General features: G+C 69.1%; 12 protein-coding genes. 4 read left to right on the forward strand and 8 right to left on the reverse strand.

What is annotated here, in order from left to right; genetic code table 11:
• Positions 1-61: 61 nt before the first annotated feature.
• Positions 62-685 (forward strand): HD domain-containing protein, encoded by a 624-nt coding sequence (locus tag AB0I06_RS02865; protein WP_363116922.1) that lies wholly within the window; start codon positions 62-64, stop codon positions 683-685.
• Positions 686-895: 210 nt separating this feature from the next.
• Here AB0I06_RS02865 and AB0I06_RS02870 read toward each other — a convergent pair whose 3' ends face one another.
• The 5 genes from AB0I06_RS02870 to AB0I06_RS02890 all read right to left on the reverse strand — a co-directional run bounded on the left by AB0I06_RS02870 (position 896) and on the right by AB0I06_RS02890 (position 7926).
• Entirely contained in the window at positions 896-2821 is a 1926-nt protein-coding gene (locus tag AB0I06_RS02870) for a DUF262 domain-containing protein (RefSeq protein WP_363116923.1), read from the reverse strand.
• A 524-nt stretch (positions 2822-3345) separates the two neighbouring features.
• Positions 3346-4704: a GH1 family beta-glucosidase gene (locus tag AB0I06_RS02875; protein ID WP_363116924.1), complete on the reverse strand. Its 1359-nt coding sequence runs from the start codon at positions 4702-4704 to the stop codon at positions 3346-3348.
• A 29-nt stretch (positions 4705-4733) separates the two neighbouring features.
• Positions 4734-5573, reverse strand: coding sequence for a carbohydrate ABC transporter permease (locus AB0I06_RS02880; protein WP_363117029.1), 840 nt, complete (start codon positions 5571-5573; stop codon positions 4734-4736).
• A gap of 41 nt (positions 5574-5614) precedes the next feature.
• A complete protein-coding gene (locus AB0I06_RS02885) occupies positions 5615-6604 on the reverse strand; it encodes a sugar ABC transporter permease (protein ID WP_363116925.1) in 990 nt (329 codons plus the stop codon).
• 5 nt (positions 6605-6609) lie between these two features.
• Entirely contained in the window at positions 6610-7926 is a 1317-nt protein-coding gene (locus AB0I06_RS02890) for a sugar ABC transporter substrate-binding protein (protein ID WP_363116926.1), read from the reverse strand.
• Between the two features lie 241 nt (positions 7927-8167).
• On the opposite strand from AB0I06_RS02890, the gene AB0I06_RS02895 reads away from it, so the two are divergent.
• On the forward strand, positions 8168-10009 hold the full coding sequence (locus AB0I06_RS02895) for a coagulation factor 5/8 type domain-containing protein (protein ID WP_363116927.1): 1842 nt from the start codon (positions 8168-8170) through the stop codon (positions 10007-10009).
• Between the two features lie 290 nt (positions 10010-10299).
• Here AB0I06_RS02895 and fusA read toward each other — a convergent pair whose 3' ends face one another.
• The 3 genes from fusA to AB0I06_RS02910 form a co-directional block, all read right to left on the reverse strand.
• Positions 10300-12342 carry an elongation factor G gene (gene fusA / locus AB0I06_RS02900; protein WP_363116928.1) on the reverse strand — a complete coding sequence of 681 codons (2043 nt, stop codon included), beginning with the start codon at positions 12340-12342 and terminating at the stop codon, positions 10300-10302.
• Positions 12343-12953: 611 nt separating this feature from the next.
• A complete protein-coding gene (locus AB0I06_RS02905; protein ID WP_363116929.1) occupies positions 12954-13631 on the reverse strand; it encodes a hypothetical protein in 678 nt (225 codons plus the stop codon).
• 135 nt (positions 13632-13766) lie between these two features.
• Positions 13767-14201, reverse strand: a complete 435-nt coding sequence (locus AB0I06_RS02910; protein WP_363116930.1) for an Rrf2 family transcriptional regulator — start codon at positions 14199-14201, stop codon at positions 13767-13769.
• Between the two features lie 123 nt (positions 14202-14324).
• Here AB0I06_RS02910 and AB0I06_RS02915 point away from each other — a divergent pair, with 123 nt between their 5' ends.
• Both AB0I06_RS02915 and AB0I06_RS02920 read left to right on the forward strand, forming a co-directional pair.
• Positions 14325-15074, forward strand: coding sequence for an SDR family oxidoreductase (locus tag AB0I06_RS02915; protein WP_086741804.1), 750 nt, complete (start codon positions 14325-14327; stop codon positions 15072-15074).
• Positions 15075-15693: 619 nt separating this feature from the next.
• The gene (locus AB0I06_RS02920; protein ID WP_363116931.1) at positions 15694-16224 is read left to right on the forward strand and encodes a hypothetical protein; all 531 of its coding nucleotides are present in this window, start codon (positions 15694-15696) and stop codon (positions 16222-16224) included.
• Positions 16225-16347: the final 123 nt, after the last annotated feature.

Genomic DNA, 16347 nt, shown 5'->3' on the forward strand with positions numbered 1-16347 from the left:
GAAAACCGGCGGCGCGGGAACTGGCCGACCGAGCGGCACGGGCGGTTGTTACGCTCCTCCGGTGAGCATTCCGGGCCCCGCAGAGATCCAAGCGCTGCACGAGAAGTACGCGCCCACCTCGGAGGCGTTCAGCCTCGTCCACACGCACTGCGAGACCGTCTGGGGAATCGCCGAGCAGCTCCTCGCGGCGCCCCGTCTGGCCCACCTCGACGCCGACCTGGTCCGCGCCGGCTGCCTCCTGCACGACATCGGCGTCTACCGCCTCTACGACGACGAGGGGCGCCTGGACCACCGCAACTACATCCGGCACGGCCTGCTCGGCCACGAGATCCTCCAGGCGGAGGGCTTCCCCGAGACCCTCCGCCGCTTCTGCTCCCACCACACCGGAGTGGGGCTCACACGGCAGGACATCGTGAGCCAGGGGCTGCCCCTGCCGCCCGCCGACTACGTGGCGGTGACGGAGGAGGAGAGGCTGGTGATGTACGCGGACAAGTTCCACACCAAGTCCCGGCCGTCGGTGTACCTCACCGCCGACGAGTACGCCGCCCACGTCCGCCGCTTCGGCGCGGACAAGGTGACCGCATTCCAGGCCCTGCGCGCGGAGTTCGGCGACCCGGACCTCACCGGGCCCGTGCCGGGCTTCGGGGCCGGGGAAGACCCCACGACGGCCGCCGTTCAGGCGTAGCAGCCGGGAATCACCTGGCACCCCACCTCGACGGCCCCCTCGCCACCGGACTGTTCGCGTACTGGGTGGGCACGGGGCCGGCGGCGGCAGGGGTCTCCACTTCCTCGGCTCAGGCGCGTGGTTCTCCGTCCTGGGACGCACGCACTGGTCCGCGGCATCCTTAGGCTGCGATCCCGCGGAGCGTGTAAGGTGTCCGGCCCGCTTCCGCTGTTACCGGATGCTCTGCAGCAACTGCCCCGTGGCAGTGACAGTCCAGAACGACCAGCCGTTGCGGTTCGGGTTCACCTGTGGGTTGAGGGCGTGCACCACGGCAACCGCCGCCCCGCTCGGAGTCTCGTACTCGCCACGCCCCGGACCGGAGGGGATTCTCACGACGCGGGAGGAGGGGTCGTAATAGGCGTCGACGCGCCGGCCTTCGTAGATCGCATGGACCTCGACACCCTGCTCGGTGCGGAGTTCTCGGATCTCCGCTCCGACAAGCGTGGGCGCGCCCGGGTCCTCCGCGATCAGCTCCTCGTCGGCGGGCAGCTCGTCGGTGTCCCGGTGCGCGGCCTGCGTGCCGTAGCGGGGAAGCCCCAGCAGCTCGTTGAGGACGTTGGCCAGCAAACGCCGGCGTGCGGCCAGGAAGTCGGGGAAGCGGTCGAGGGACCACAGCTCCGGCTCTTCGGGGATCCACTGTTCCGCCAGGCGTTCCGAGGCGATCTCCGCCATGTACTGGGCGGGCAGCCTCGAGGAGATCATCTTGTTGGTCTGGCCCGTGATGAAGGCCAGGTTGGCAAGGCTGTTCCACTCCTCCTTCGCGTACGTTCCCTGCACCCGGGCGCGCGGGAACACGTGGTGGAACTCGATGTTGGCACCCGTGTTCATCGGCTGGTCACTGATGGCGATGTTGGTCGCCCAGTCCCGTGCCGTGCCCCGCAGCGCGGCGATGTAAAGGAGCTTGAAGAAGGGATGCGTGGAGTACTTCTGCTCCAGATCCCTCGGGTGCAGGGCGCTGTCCAACGACCTGGTGCCGGAGGCCCGTCGGATGAGCTCGGCGAACAGGTCCTCACCCTCGCGTGACTTGACCAGTCTGGCCTCGGCATCCAGCTTGCCCTCCACCTGGAGGGAGTAGTGGCTGAACGCCATCGCCGTGTAGACCCAGCGGCGCAACAGCTGGGCCTCTCCCGGACGCAACTTGCCGTCCCGGTGGTGCAGCAGCAGTGCGGGCACGATCGCGACGTTCGGCGACGAGAGGATTTCGGACCGGGGGATCGAGCACTCACCCTTCAGGAAGTCGATGGCGAAGCGCAGGGCCCTTTCGGTGTCCTGCCAGGCCTCCTTCAGCGCGGCTTCGTCCACCTCGGCCCCGATGAGCTTGATGTGATGAGCTCCGGTTCCCGCGAGGAGACTCATGAGGCGCAGGACGGCTTCCCTGTTGAGGGCGAAGTTGCTGTCCCGCAGTTCCTGGTGGAAGGAGTCCATGGTGTCCAGGCCGTCGGCCCAGCGGGCCGCGATGGCGCTGTACACGAGATCGCCCTTGGACAGCCGTCGGCCGCCCTTGTTGAGGCGGGCGAAGAGCTCGGCGACCTCCTCGTAGTCGTCGGACTCATAGGTGATGACCGCGATCTGGTGATGCCGGATGTTGTTCACCTTCTGCATCCGCTGCGTCCACGCGTCGAAGTTCGGATCGTCGAACGGCACCCCCGCCTTGTGCAGGACCTGATAGAACTGCACGTTTTCCTGCAGCAGCGTCGATACCGGAATCAGGAGCGGGTCCTTGCGCTGTACGGCGCTCGGGTTGACGAACTCCTCGGTGCGCACGTCGAAGCGCAGATCGATGAGCCGGCCGTCAGCCTTGGACTCGGGCCGGTAGACCCAGGCGAGCGAGGTCAACCGCTGCTGCCCGTCCAGCAGATAGAGAGGCTGGTGCATCGACTTGTCGGTCTGCACGACGGCAGCGGTCTTGAAGGGGACGGTCAGACTGGTCTTCCACAGCAGCAGGGCACCGACCGGGTAGCCGCGGTAGAGGGAATCGAAGAGGTCGCGTACATCGGGCCTCATCCAGACGAAGTCGCGCTGGATGGAAGGAATGACGACACTTCCCCGCAGCAGGTTCTCGACCTGAGAGATGATCTTGTCGTTTGCCAGCCCCATGCTGCCGCCCCCACCGTGCGAGTGATCTACAGCACACACGATAACTGTCGTCTCCGTCTGCCGTCTTGCGCCTGGGAGAGCCCCCGTTGACCTCCCTCAGACCTCCCTCACGAGAATGGACTGAGGCGCGCGACCCTTTGCATGATCTTGCGGCCGCACCGACCGCACCGGCCGCCTGACCAGCGGACGGCGCCGCCGTGCGGCCCGCGCACCCGACCGGTGCGCCGAACAACTGCACAGCGAACAGGGGGAAGACGTGGCCAGGTCATCCATAGTCGAAGACCGCCCGGCCAAGGGGACCGGCCGGTGGAACACCAGGTTGCGCGATATCGCCGCACTGACGGCGGCAGCCGTCGCGTTGGGCTGGGCGGCGCCGCCGGCCTCCGCCTCGGCTGCTGAGCGCAGCGCGTTGCCCGGGTGGGGAGTGAGCGCCGTCGCAGACGCGGACACCGGGCTCGAGGCGCTGGAAGGCTTTGATGAGCATGCCGGAGCTCCGGGCAGGAGCTCCGGCGGACCGTCGTCTCTCAGGCCGCCTCGCGCGCCTGAGTCCGATGGGCCCGGACGACATCGGCGTACCGATGCCCCGTGCCCTTGATCGTGCGCTTCTGCGTCGCGTAATCCACGTGCACGAGCCCGAACCGCTTCTCGTAGCCGTACGCCCACTCGAAGTTGTCCAGCAGTGACCAGGCGAAGTAGCCGGCCAGCGGGACCCCCTTGCGGGCGGCGGACGCGCAGGCCGCGAGGTGGCCCAGCAGGTAGTCCTGCCGCTCGGGGTCGTCGACCGTGCCGTCGGGGCGGACGGTGTCGGGGTAGGCCGAGCCGTTCTCCGTGACGTACAGCCTGCGGGCCCCGTAGTCGTCGGTGAGCCGCAGCAGGAGTGCCTCGATGCCGCTCGCGTCGATCTCCCAGTCCATGCCGGTGCGCGGGACGCCGTCGCGGCGGACGGCCCGGGCGTACGGCGCCGGGCCTCGGGGATCGTCGGCGACGGTCTGCGGGAAGTAGTAGTTCAGGCCCAGCCAGTCCAGCGGGGCGGCGATGGCCGCCGAGTCGCCCGGCCGCTCCGGGAGTTCGACGCCGTAGAGCTCGCGCATGTCCGCCGGGAAGCCCCTGCCGTGCACCGGGTCGAGCCACCAGCGGTTGGTGTGGCCGTCCATGCGGCGGGCGGCGGCGATGTCCTCGGGGCGGTCGGTGGCGGGATGGATGGTGGAGAGGTTGTTGACGATGCCGACCTGCGCCGCCGGGGCCGCCGCGCGGATCGCCCGGGTGGCCAGCCCGTGGCCGAGCAGCAGGTGGTAGGAGGCGCGGACGGCGGCGGTGAGGTCCGTCAGGCCGGGGGCCATCTTGCCCTCGAGGTGGCCGATCCACGCCGAGCACAGAGGCTCGTTGAGGGTGGCCCAGTGGGTGACGCGGTCGCCGAGACGCTCGGCGACGACCGAGGCGTACTCGGCGAACGCGTGGGCCGTGTCGCGCTCCGGCCAGCCGCCCCGGTCCTGGAGCGCCTGCGGCAGGTCCCAGTGGTAGAGGGTGACGGACGGGGTCATGCCCGCCTCCAGCAGGCCGTCGATCAACTCGTCGTAGAAGGCGAGGCCCTTGGGGTTGACGGGGCCGTCGCCGCCCGGGACGACGCGCGGCCAGGCCACCGAGAGGCGGTAGGCGTTCACGCCGAGCCGGCGCATCAGGCCGATGTCCTCGCGCCAGCGGTGGTAGTGGTCGCAGGCGACATCGCCGTTGTCGCCGCCGGCGGTCTTCCCAGGGGTGTGCGAGAACGTGTCCCAGATGGACGGCGAGCGGCCGTCCTCCGCCACGGCTCCCTCGATCTGGTACGCCGAGGTGGCCGTGCCCCACAGGAAGTCGTGCGGGAGTGCGGCGAGGTCGATGGTCACGGAAGTCCCTTCGAGAACGGGCGAGTCGGTCACTTGACGGCACCCGCCGTCAGGCCGGCCACGAGGTAGCGCTGGAGCAGTAGGAAGCCCGCGACCACGGGGACGCTGACGACCAGCGAGGCGGCCATGATCTGGTTCCAGTACACGTCGTTGAGGGTGGAGTAGCCCTGGAGTCCGACGGCGAGGGTGCGGGTGGTGTCGTTGGTCATCACCGAGGCGAACAGCACCTCGCCCCAGGCGGTCATGAAGGCGTAGACGGCGACCGCGATGATGCCGGGCACGGCCGCCGGGACGACGACCCGGAACAGCGCGCCGAGCGGGCCGCAGCCGTCGACCAGGGCCGCCTCGTCCAGGTCGCGCGGCACCGAGTCGAAGTAGCCGATCAGCATCCAGATCGAGAACGGCAGGGAGAAGGTGAGGTAGGTGAGGATCAGACCGCCGCGCGAGCCGAACAGGGCGATGCCCGTCGCGTTGCCGATGTTGACGTAGATCAGGAACAGCGGGAGCAGGAAGAGGATGCCCGGGAACATCTGCGTCGACAACACGGTGACGGTGAAGACGCGTTTGCCCCGGAAGTCGTAACGGCTGACGGCGTAGGCCGAGAAGACCGCGATGACGACCGAGCAGACCGTCGCCGCGCCCGCCACCACCAGGGAGTTGACGAAGTAGCGCGCCAGCGGGACCGTCGACCAGATGTCGATGTACGGGCGGAGGGTCAGCTCGCTCGGCAGCCAGCGGAACGTGCCCGTCACGTCGGCCAGGGGCTTCAGCGAGCTGGAGACCATGACGTACACCGGGACCAGCACGAAGCCCGTCAGCAGGGTGAGGAAGATCCGCCGGGACCACAGGAACGAGCGGGGCGGGGCCATGGGGGACGTGGTCGTGGAGGATGTGGTCATGGGGGACGTGGTCATGGGGCGGTCCTCCGTCCGCGCGAGGTGAGGGCGAGGTACCCGCCCGTGACCAGCAGCAGGAACAGCAGCAGCAGGACGGACATCGCGGAACCCGTGCCGAAGTTCCAGGTGACGAACGACGCTTGGTAGATGTGCACCGAGATGAGGTCGGCGGCCTCCGGCGCGGTCCTGCCGAACAGCACGAACGGCGTGTTGAAGTCGTTGAACGTCCACAGGAACAGGACGAGGACCAGGACCTGGTTGACCGGGCGCAGCGACGGCAGGGTGATGCGGCGGATCTGCTGCCACACACCGGCACCGTCCAGGGCGGCGGCCTCGTACAGCTCGCGTGGGATGTTCTGCAGGCCGGCCATGACGATGAGGAACGCGAACGGCCAGCCCTTCCACACCGACACCGTCAGCAGCGCGATGAAGCTGTTGTCGCCGATCAGCCAGAAGGACCGCTTGTCGGTGAGGCCCAGCTGGTCGTGCAGCACGTGGTTCACCAGGCCGTTGTCGTGCTGGAACATGAACACCCAGGTGATGACGGCCGCGTAGACCGGCAGCGCGTACGGGACGAGGAACAGCGCCCGCAGCAGGCCCCGGCCCCGGAAGGTGTCCTGCATGAACACCGCCGCGGCCGTGCCGATCAGCCAGCACAGGCCGACCGACAGCAGGGTGAAGGCCACGGTGACGAGGAACGAGTGGAGCAGCGCCTCTCCGACCGGGGCGTCGAAGTCCACCGAGACCTTGTAGTTGTCGAGGGCGGACCAGGGGGCGGCGCCCCAGTCGCGGATGTAGAACTGCGTGAGCTCCTTGAAGCTCATGACGATGCCGATCACCATCGGCACCAGGTGGACGAGGAGTTCGAGGAGCAGGGCGGGCAGGAGCAGCAGGTAGGGCAGGCCCGCGCGGCGGATCCGCCCGGTGGGGCGGCGGGGGCCGCGCGCCGTGCCGGGCGGGCTCTTGCGGACCGCCGGCCTCTCGGCCTGGGCAGTGGTCGTCATGTCGGTCAGGCCGCCGGCATCTGCTGCTGGGCCTTCTCCAGGGCCGCCTTCACCGAGCCGGTGGTCACCGGGCGCCCGGCGGCCGCGTCGGCGAACAGGCTCTTGACGGCCGTGCCTACCGCCGTCTCGAACTGGGACTCGTCGGCCACCTGCGGCAGTGCCACGGCGCTCTTCGCGAGGGTGTCCTTGAGGACGGTGTTGGCCGGGGTGGCGAAGGCGGCGTCCGACTGGGCCGACTTGACCGGCGGGATCGTGCTGTAGGCCTTGTTGAGGATCCTCTGCTCGGTGTCGCTCGTCATGAACTTCACGAACTTCGTGGCGCCGTCGGTGTTGTCGGTGTTCTTGAAGACGGCCAGGTTGATGCCCGCGACCATCGAGTTGACCTGCTTGCCGCTACCGGGGGTGCCGGACTGCACGGGCACGGGGGCGATGCCGTAGTCGTCCTTGCTCATGCCCTGCGACTCGAGGTTGGCGGAGGCTGACTGCCACAGCAGCATCGCCGTCCTGCCCTTGGCGAAGTCGCTGACGGACTGGTTCTGCGCGTACTCGGCGTTGCCCGGCGCGATGACCTTGTCCTTGGCCATGAGGTCGACGTACTGCTTGACCGCGGCGACGGTCCCGTCGCTCGTGAAGTCGGCCTTGCCGTCGGCGGTGAAGAAGTCGGCGCCGTGCTGCTTGGCGAAGACGAAGGCGTGGTGGATGTTCTCCGACGGGTTCGAACCCTCCATGCCCAGGGCCCACTTGCCGTCCCTGGACAGCTTCTTCCCGTCGGCGACGAGCTCGTCCCAGGTGGCCGGCGGCTTCGGGATGCCCGCGTCGGCGAACATCTTCTTGTTGTAGTAGAGCGCGTACGCCATCGAGTACAGCGGCACCGCCGCCGGGTCCTCGCCCTCGGCGCCCGTCGAGCCGAGCGCCGAGTCGACGAAGCGGTCCCTGCCGCCGATCTTGTCGAAGTTCTTGGCGTCCCAGGGCAGCAGCGCACCGGTGGCCTGGAGCGAGGCGCTCCAGGTGTTGCCTATGTTGAGCACGTCCGGGCCCTGGCCGGAGGTGGTGGCGGTGAGGATCCGGTTCAGCAGGTCCGACCAGGGGACGACCTCCAGCTTCACCTTGATGCCGGTCTGCCGCTCGAACTTGTCGAGTTCGGGCTGGAGGACCTTCTTGTCGACCTCGATGCTGGCGCCCTGGTTGGACGCCCAGTAGGTGAGCGTCCTGGGCGAGTCGTTCGACCCGCCGCCGGTCGCGGAGCCGCCTCCGCAGGCCGTGGCCGCGAGGGCGAGTGACAGTGTGACGGCGCCTGCCGCCGCGGCTCGGATGCTGCGCATGGCTGCTCCTGGCCCTTCCGGGAGTACGGGGGTACGCCTCCCCCGTCGCGAGGGAGCCGTCATGGCTTAATTTAGGACGTGAGTTAATCCCCGGAAGGCAGTCCCGTCAAGGGTTTGGACACACTCTTGGAACTCTCGCCGGACCCCTTGACGCATCTGTTCCACGGATGAACCATTCAGCGGCGAGAGAGCGCTCCCCGCACCCCACTCCGTTCACTTCCTGAACCAGGAGAGCCGCCCCATGCCTGCTGACTCCCCGTCATCCCCCCTGCCCGGCCCCGGCCGCCGGGCCGTGCTCGGCGCCGTCGCTACCACCGTCACTACCGCCGCCGCTACGGCCTCCGCGCTCGCGGCGCTGCCCGGGACGGCCTCGGCCACCTCCGCTCCCGCCGCAGCGCCCGGCGGCAGGCGGCCCGTGCGCAAGAGGCCCCGCGCCCTGCCCGGCGGTGGCGACCTCGGCCCGAACGTGGTGGTCTTCGACCCGTCCACACCGAACATCCAGGGCAGACTCGACGAGATCTTCCGGCAGCAGGAGTCGGCCCAGTTCGGCACCGGCCGCTACCAACTGCTGTTCAAGCCCGGCACCTACCACGGTCTCAACGCGCAGATCGGCTTCTACACCTCGATCTCCGGCCTCGGCCTCTCCCCCGACGACACCACCATCAACGGCGACATCACCGTCGACGCGGGCTGGTTCGGAGGCAATGCCACGCAGAACTTCTGGCGTTCGGCGGAGAACCTCGCGGTCGTCCCCGTCAACGGCACCAACCGCTGGGCGGTCTCGCAGGCGGCCCCGTTCCGCCGGATGCACGTCCGCGGCAACCTGAACCTCGCCCCGAGCGGTTACGGCTGGTCCAGCGGAGGTTACATCGCCGACAGCCGGATCGACGGCCAGGTGCAGCCCTACTCGCAGCAGCAGTGGTACACCCGGGACAGCGCGATCGGCGGCTGGCTCAACGGCGTGTGGAACATGGTGTTCTCCGGCGTCGAGGGCGCCCCCGCCCAGGGCTTCCCGAACCCGCCGTACACCACGCTGGCCACGACTCCGGTCTCCCGAGAGAAGCCGTTCCTCCACCTCAGCGGCGGGGAGTACCGGGTGTTCCTGCCCGAGAAGCGGACCGACGCCCGGGGCGTCACCTGGGGCAACGGCACCCCGCGGGGCACCTCACTGCCGCTGTCGCGCTTCTACGTCGCCAAGCCGGGAGTCTCCGCGGCCACGCTCAACCAGGCGCTGGCCCAGGGGCTCCACCTGCTGCTCACGCCCGGCATCTACCACCTCGACCAGCCGGTGCGGGTCGACCGGGCCGGCACCGTCGTGCTCGGCCTCGGCTACGCCACGCTCATTCCCGACAACGGCGTCACCGCGCTGAAGGTCGCCGACGTCGACGGCGTCCGTCTGGCCGGGTTCCTCGTCGACGCCGGGCCGGTCAACTCCAACACCCTGCTGGAGATCGGCCCGCGCGGCGCCTCCCGGGACCACTCCGCCAACCCCACCACCGTCCAGGACGTGTTCGTCCGCATCGGCGGCGCGGGCCCCGGCAAAGCCACCACCAGCATGGTCGTCAACAGCCGTCACACCATCGTCGACCACACCTGGGTCTGGCGCGCCGACCACGGCGACGGCGTCGGCTGGGAGACCAACCGCGCGGACTACGGCGTGGTCGTCAACGGCCACGACGTGCTGGCGACCGGGCTGTTCGTGGAGCACTTCAACAAGTACGACGTGCAGTGGTTCGGCGAGCGCGGCCGCACGATCTTCTACCAGAACGAGAAGGCGTACGACGCCCCGAACCAGGCCGCGATCCAGAACGGTTCGGTCAAGGGGTACGCGGCCTACCGGGTCGGGGACGGCGTCACGGCCCACGAGGGCTGGGGCCTGGGCAGCTACTGCTACTACAACGTCGACCCGACCATCGTCCAGCACCACGGCTTCTCGGCGCCCGACCGGCCGGGGGTGCGCTTCCACGACCTGCTCGTGGTCTCACTCGGCGGCAACGGGCAGTACGAGCGGGTGATCAACGACACGGGGGCGCCGACGTCGGGGACGTCCACGGTGCCGTCGACGGTGGTGTCGTACCCGTAGCGGCGCAGTGGTGTCGTACCCGTAGCGGCGCGGGCGCGGAGCCGGTGGCCTGGGCCGTGCGGGGCGCCCCCTCCTAGGCGATGGGCCCGGTCCCTCGTCACTGTCGGGCACAGTGGTTCGGCGAGCGAGCACCAGCACGCCGGCGTCGCCGCCGCCCCGGGCGCGGAGCCGGGGGCAGTGGTGGCCGGGCCATGGATACCGCCCGGCCACCGGAACCGGCGGCCGGGCGGCGGCAGTGACCGGCCCGGCCCCTCCCCTCGGGCATGGCGGGGAGGGGCCGGTGCCGGGCCCTACCGCGTCGGTGCCGCGACCGGCGCCGGTGCGTAACCGGTGGGACGGGCCGTGAAGGTGCCCCGGCCCTGGGTTCGGCTGCGCAACCGGGTCGCGTAGCCGAACAGTTCGGCCAGCGGGACGGTGGCGGTGACGACCGCCGCGCCCGCGCGGGTGACCGAGCCGGTCACCCGGCCGCGCCGGGCGGCGAGATCGCCGAGCACGCCGCCGACCGCGTCCTCGGGCACGGTGACCGTGACCTCGACCACCGGCTCCAGCAGGACCATCGCGCAGGCGCGCAGGGCCTCGCGGAGACCGAGTCGGCCGGCCGTACGGAACGCCGTGTCCGAGGAGTCCTTCACATGGGTCGCTCCGTCGGTCAGGGTGACCCGCAGTCCGGTCACCGGATGCCCGCCGAGCGGCCCCTCGGTGAGGGCGTCCCGGCAACCCGACTCGACCGCCCGGACGTACTCCTGCGGCACGCGCCCGCCGACCACGACCGAGCGGAACTCGAAACCTCCCTCCTCGTACGGCTCCACGTCGAGGACGACATGGGCGAACTGCCCCGCCCCGCCGTCCTGCTTGACGTGCCGGAACACCAGACCGGACACGCCCCGGCCGACGGTCTCGCGGTAACTGACCCGGGGACGGCCGACGTTGACCTCCAGCCCCAGCTCGCGCCGGAGCTTCTCCACCGCCACCTCCAGATGCAGCTCCCCCATGCCGGACAGCACGGTCTGCCCGGTCTCCGGGTCGGTCCGCACGACCAGCGAGGGGTCCTCCTCGGTCAGCCGCGCCAGCCCCGACGCCAGCCGGTCGGTGTCACCGGCACGGCGGGACTCCACCGCGACCGACACCACCGGCTCGGGCACACCGGGCGGCTCCAGGGCGAGCGGCGCACCCGGTGCGCACAGGGTCGAACCGGCGCGGGCCGACTTCAGCCCGACGACGGCCACGATGTCCCCGGCGACGGCCCGGTCCAGCGGAGCGTGCCGGTCGGCCTGGACGCGCAGGATGCGCCCGACCCGTTCGGCGCGCCGCGCGCTCGCGTCCCACAGGGTGTCTCCCTTCTCGACCGTGCCCGAGTAGATCCGCAGGTAGGTCAGCCGTCCCGTCGGGGTGGCCTGCACCTTGAACGCGAGGGCGCATGCCGGTGCGTCCGGGTCGGCGGGCCGTTCCTGTTCCTCGCCCTCGTGCGTGCCGCGCACCGGCGGCACGTCCAGGGGCGACGGCAGATAGGCCACGACCGCGTCGAGCAGCGGTTCGACACCGCGGTTGCGGTACGCCGAGCCGCACAGCACGACCACGCCGTCACCGTCCCGGGTCAGGTCGCGCAGCGCCGAGGAAAGCGTCCCCTCGGACAGCGTGCCCGTGTCGCAGAACTCCTCCAGCGCGCCCGGGTGCAGCTCAGCCACAGCCTCCTCCAGCACCCGGCGGCGCGCGACGGCTTCGTCCCGCAGGCCGTCCGGTACGGCCGTGTCCTCCGGGTCGCCACCGTCCGCCCACCGCAGCGCGCGCATGCGCACCAGGTCGACGACGCCGGTGAAGGTGTCCTCCGTACCGATCGGCACCTGTACGACCAGCGGCGCCGGGTGCAGCCGCCGCCGGATCGACGCCACGGCCGCGTCGAGGTCGGCACCGGCGCGGTCCATCTTGTTGACGAACGCGATCCTCGGCACGCCGTGCCGGTCGGCCTGCCGCCACACCGACTCGCTCTGCGGCTCCACCCCGGCCACCGCGTCGAACACGGCCACGGCACCGTCGAGCACCCGCAGGGCCCGCTCCACCTCGTCGGCGAAGTCGACGTGCCCGGGGGTGTCGATGAGGTTGATCCGGTGCCCGTCCCAGGCACAGCTGACCGCCGCGGCGAAGATGGTGATGCCGCGGTCGCGCTCCTGCGGGTCGAAGTCGGTGACGGTCGTGCCGTCGTGGACCTCGCCGCGCTTGTGGGTGGTTCCGGTGGCGAACAGGATCCGTTCGGTGACGGTGGTCTTGCCGGCGTCGACGTGGGCGAGGATGCCGAGGTTGCGGACGACGGCGAGCGGATTGACATGGGTGCGCACGGCCCAGGGCCTTTCGGTGCGATCAGGAAGGGGGCAGCGCGATGCGTGGGACGAGACGGCCGGACAGCCTTACGCCCTGACGCTACGTCAGGGCTCTTGGAGGATCAGGCGTTCGTCCCGGACAGCCGGTACCGCCGCGCAGCGGGCACCGGGGCGACGAAAGACACGAGGATCACCTCGTAGCGCGGCAGGGAGACGACGACAGCGGTGTGCTCACGCATGACGGTCTCCCTTCGTTCGTCCCCTCGGTGCACCGCCCTGAATTGTGGGCGGCGCGGGTATGAGCGTGAGTGTAGGGAGAGCGGAGGGATGGGGGCCAGGGATTATTCCGGCAGGCGCGGGAGCTCATGCGGCGCGGCACAACGCCCGGACATGGGGTTCCGGATGGGGGCCGGACCCCGCAACTCTTAGCCGGGGGCATGGAAAGCTGGGGCCGCGCCGGTGGACGGCGGCCCGTCATTTCTTCGGTGCCCTCGTCGAGCGGCGTGGATTACCAGTAACGGAGGGCCTTGGCGGGGATGCCTCAACGGTGCCGGAGAGGCTGGCAGTGACCGCTCTGTAGTCGGAGCTTCGAATCCCTTGTGCCGAGTTGTCGGCCCGGGGGGCATCGACTATGCGGTACCTCGCCACTCCTTCAAAACGTGCATGGCTGCGTCGTAGTCGGATCCGTACGTCGATTCAGGAGCCGCTGAGACCGGGAGGTCCCAGTCCTTGTCGCTCTCGACCTGCGCTTCTCGTTCCCGTGTGAAGGTCGCGAGAAGCATCTCGATGGCCTCGCTGTCTCGGGGCGAGTCCCGCATGATCCGCTCCAGGCTGTAGATGGCGCCCAGTCGTTCGGTGTCGCTCTTGCTCGCCAGGAGCTTCACTGCGGTCACGTACTGCTCGGTGGCGCGGGCTTCGCGGTCGGTCTGTGCGGATTCTCGATCCTTCTGCTGTTGATATTCGAACTGCGCCTGCGCCTGTTCGAACTGCCGTTGCGCCAGCTCAAACTGCTGCTGTGTATGTTTGAACTGATTTTGTGCCAGCGTGTGGTTCCGGTGCGTGTAGACGAGGCCGAACGCGGCCAGGATCCCGGCTCCGACGGCAACGACCATGGTGCGGAAGCCAGTGATGACGACTCCGTCGGCCGGTTGAAGATCTCGCTTGCGAATGTGGCTGCCGTCAAGCAGCCAGGGCCCCTTCCAAAGCAGGACGCCGTAACCAAGGATCAGGGCCACGGCGACGATGACAAGGCCGACGTTCTTCAACCACTTCATGGCGGCATCTTGGCCTCGCTGGATTGTCGCCATGCCGCAAACGGTCAAGTCAGAGGTTCATCTGAGGTTCCTTCGGCATGTTCCTGGACAGTTCCACCACATCGGAATGTCTTCGCCATGTTCAAGACCCGCCGGGAGTCTTGGTGATGTCAGGGCGTAACGGGGGGGCTAGCGAGGTGCCGCGAGTACGTCCCGGAGTACGCTCGCGAGCGTGACGCGGGCCAGCTCGTGTCTCAGGGTCTTCTCGATGCCCTCGTAGATGCTCTGCATCGCCGGCTGGATGCCGTGACCCACCACGCATCCCTGGTCCGGGGTGGCGCGGTGCATTGCGAACAGCGGGCCGGGTTCCACTGCCTCGTACACGTCGAGCAGGGTCATCGACTCCAGCTCGCGTGCCAGCGACCAGCCCGCGCCCACGCCCCGCCGGGACTCCACGAGCCCGGCCCTGCGCAGCTCGCCGAGCAGCCGTCTGATCACCACTGGGTTGGTGTTCGCGCTGGTCGCGATCTGCTCGGAGGTGGCGACCTCATGGCCCTGGCGCTGGTAGAGGCCGATCCAGGCCAGCGCGTGGGCGGCGATGGTCAGCCTGCTGTTGGCGCTCATGGACTCCTCCTCTCGGCCGCGATGCTTCATGTTACGGCAGTCGTAACAGTGCAGGTTGCAACAGCCTGTCGTAACAATTAACGTTGCGACTGCCGGGAAGGGTCAATCAACGAGGTGAGAAGAATGAGCAAGCCACTCACGGGCAAAGTCGCCCTGGTCACCGGGGGGTCGCGCGGACTGGGAGCCGCGACCGTACGACTGCTGGCCGAGCAGGGCGCCGACGTCGCCTTCACCTACGTCAGCTCCGAGAAACAGGCGCAGGCCGTTGTCGACGAGGTGCACGGCAAGGGAGCCAAGGCCGTCGCCTTCCAGTCCGACCAGGCGGACACGAGCCGGGCGCCGGCACTGATCGACGACGTGGTCGCGCACTTCGGCGGCCTGGACATCCTCGTCAACAACGCGGCGATCTCCGTGGCTGGCACGGTGGACGACCCGGATGCCGACACCGCCGCACTGGACCGGATGCACGCCACCAACTACCTCGGCGTGATCGCCGTCATCCGGGCCGCCTCCCGAGTGCTGCGCGCGGGCGGCCGCATCATCACAGTGAGTTCCGGACTGGGCTCCCGGGTAGGCGCCCCCGGCCTTGCCGACTACTCGGCGACCAAGTCCGGGATCGAGCGGTACACCATGGGCGTCGCACGCGACCTCGGGCCCCGGAACATCACGGCCAACGTCGTGGAGGCCGGACTGATGGAGGGCGGCATGCAACCGCCGGACCCCGAGACCCTCAAGGCCCTGGTCAGCTCGCTGTCCCTGCAACGCATGGGGCACCCCGACGAAATCGCCGCGGCGATCGCCTTCCTGGCGAGCCCCGCCGCGTCGTACGTCACGGGCGCAGTGCTGGACGCCCACGGCGGCTACAACGCCTGAACCCGAACCCCTGCCGCGCGCTCCGAAGGACATCGCGCCTTCGGGGCGCGCACCGCCAACGACCCGCGTGGCGTGGACACGCCTCAAGAAGCCCGCTTCGTGATCGTGTTACGAGCTCAAAGGGGCCTCGACCCGTTCACGGAAGTGGTTTCGTCGCGGGCAGGCCGGAGCTTCATGGAGACGACGGGCTGGCGGGGCTAGGGCCTGCTGGCGGTGTCTCCCGTGCTCGCTCCAAGCCGCCTCTACATCCGAGTACGATCGCATGGCCTTTGATGCGCTGCATGACCACGTCCTGCCTCGGGCCCACCGTCCCGATCCGTGCCGTCAGACGCTTGCTCGGCCAGTGCCTTGCCGTGCGGCGCAGCTCAACGCTGACTCCATGGCCGCGTAGCGCGCACGGAGAGCGACCCGCAGATGCAGGAGGTGCTACTTCCCCGGAGTGCACCCGGGCCTGGTGAGCGACGATGTGATTCGGTCGAAATTGATAGCGATGTCAGCGGGCTTGGCATGCGGGTCAACCCAGCTGGACTTGCCCGCAACGGGCGGGCCAGTGACGACGTACAGCATCCAGTCTCTGGGACTGGGCATCCGAGGCGGACAGCCGACGCACACTTACCTCATGCAGATGTCTGAGCCCTTCGCTACCACCATTGCTGCAGTCGCCCCTGTCGTGTGGCTTGTGGGCGCTGTCGAGTATCACCAGGTCGCAAAGCGGACAGCCGAAGCTTATAAGGCGGGCGAAGTGCTACTAACCCAGACAGTCGAAGAACTGCAACGGGCGGGCGACGCCGAGATACTGGCCCATCAGTGGACTGAAACGCAGCAACAGACCCTACGGCCACCGAAGAGGCTCCTTCCCCTCCATGCCCTTTGGTCAGCTGTCACCGCATGTCTGTTGAGCTCGCTAGTGAACGCATTGGCATGGTTAGCCAAAGGCGATGAGCAGGACAAGGCAAGCGGTGAGGCCATGTTTTGCTTCTGCACCCTCTGCGGCAGCTTCATCATCGTGACTGCCGTACCTGTGGCTACTGCCTTGACGCGGATGTCGAAGTCAAGCGATCGACGTCACGCGCTGCGCCAGGAGATCGAACGGCTCCAGGCAGACGCGCGAAGGCGCGTTGAGACAGATCAGGTATCACCACCGGCGTAGCACCGCACCACCTTCGAGTTCGTACTCCGGTTGCCCCGAGCGCTGTTGTAGCGACGGGGCACGGCTTCTCCCTGCCCGGCTCCTCCGTGCGCTTAAAGCTGGACCGTGAGGCGCGCCGGCCTT

Source organism: Streptomyces sp. NPDC050674 (assembly GCF_040654575.1).
Classification (GTDB): domain Bacteria; phylum Actinomycetota; class Actinomycetes; order Streptomycetales; family Streptomycetaceae; genus Streptomyces.

Excerpts from the sequence above, each read along its gene's own strand:
- AB0I06_RS02880 (WP_363117029.1), bottom strand. The coding sequence starts at position 5,573 with ATGGCCCCGCCCCGCTCGTTCCTGTGGTCCCGGCGGATCTTCCTCACC.
- AB0I06_RS02915 (WP_086741804.1), top strand. The coding sequence starts at position 14,325 with ATGAGCAAGCCACTCACGGGCAAAGTCGCCCTGGTCACCGGGGGGTCG.
- AB0I06_RS02905 (WP_363116929.1), bottom strand. The coding sequence starts at position 13,631 with ATGGCGACAATCCAGCGAGGCCAAGATGCCGCCATGAAGTGGTTGAAG.
- AB0I06_RS02870 (WP_363116923.1), bottom strand. The coding sequence starts at position 2,821 with ATGGGGCTGGCAAACGACAAGATCATCTCTCAGGTCGAGAACCTGCTG.
- AB0I06_RS02895 (WP_363116927.1), top strand. The coding sequence starts at position 8,168 with ATGCCTGCTGACTCCCCGTCATCCCCCCTGCCCGGCCCCGGCCGCCGG.
- AB0I06_RS02920 (WP_363116931.1), top strand. The coding sequence starts at position 15,694 with ATGCAGATGTCTGAGCCCTTCGCTACCACCATTGCTGCAGTCGCCCCT.
- AB0I06_RS02910 (WP_363116930.1), bottom strand. The coding sequence starts at position 14,201 with ATGAGCGCCAACAGCAGGCTGACCATCGCCGCCCACGCGCTGGCCTGG.
- AB0I06_RS02885 (WP_363116925.1), bottom strand. The coding sequence starts at position 6,604 with ATGACGACCACTGCCCAGGCCGAGAGGCCGGCGGTCCGCAAGAGCCCG.
- AB0I06_RS02890 (WP_363116926.1), bottom strand. The coding sequence starts at position 7,926 with ATGCGCAGCATCCGAGCCGCGGCGGCAGGCGCCGTCACACTGTCACTC.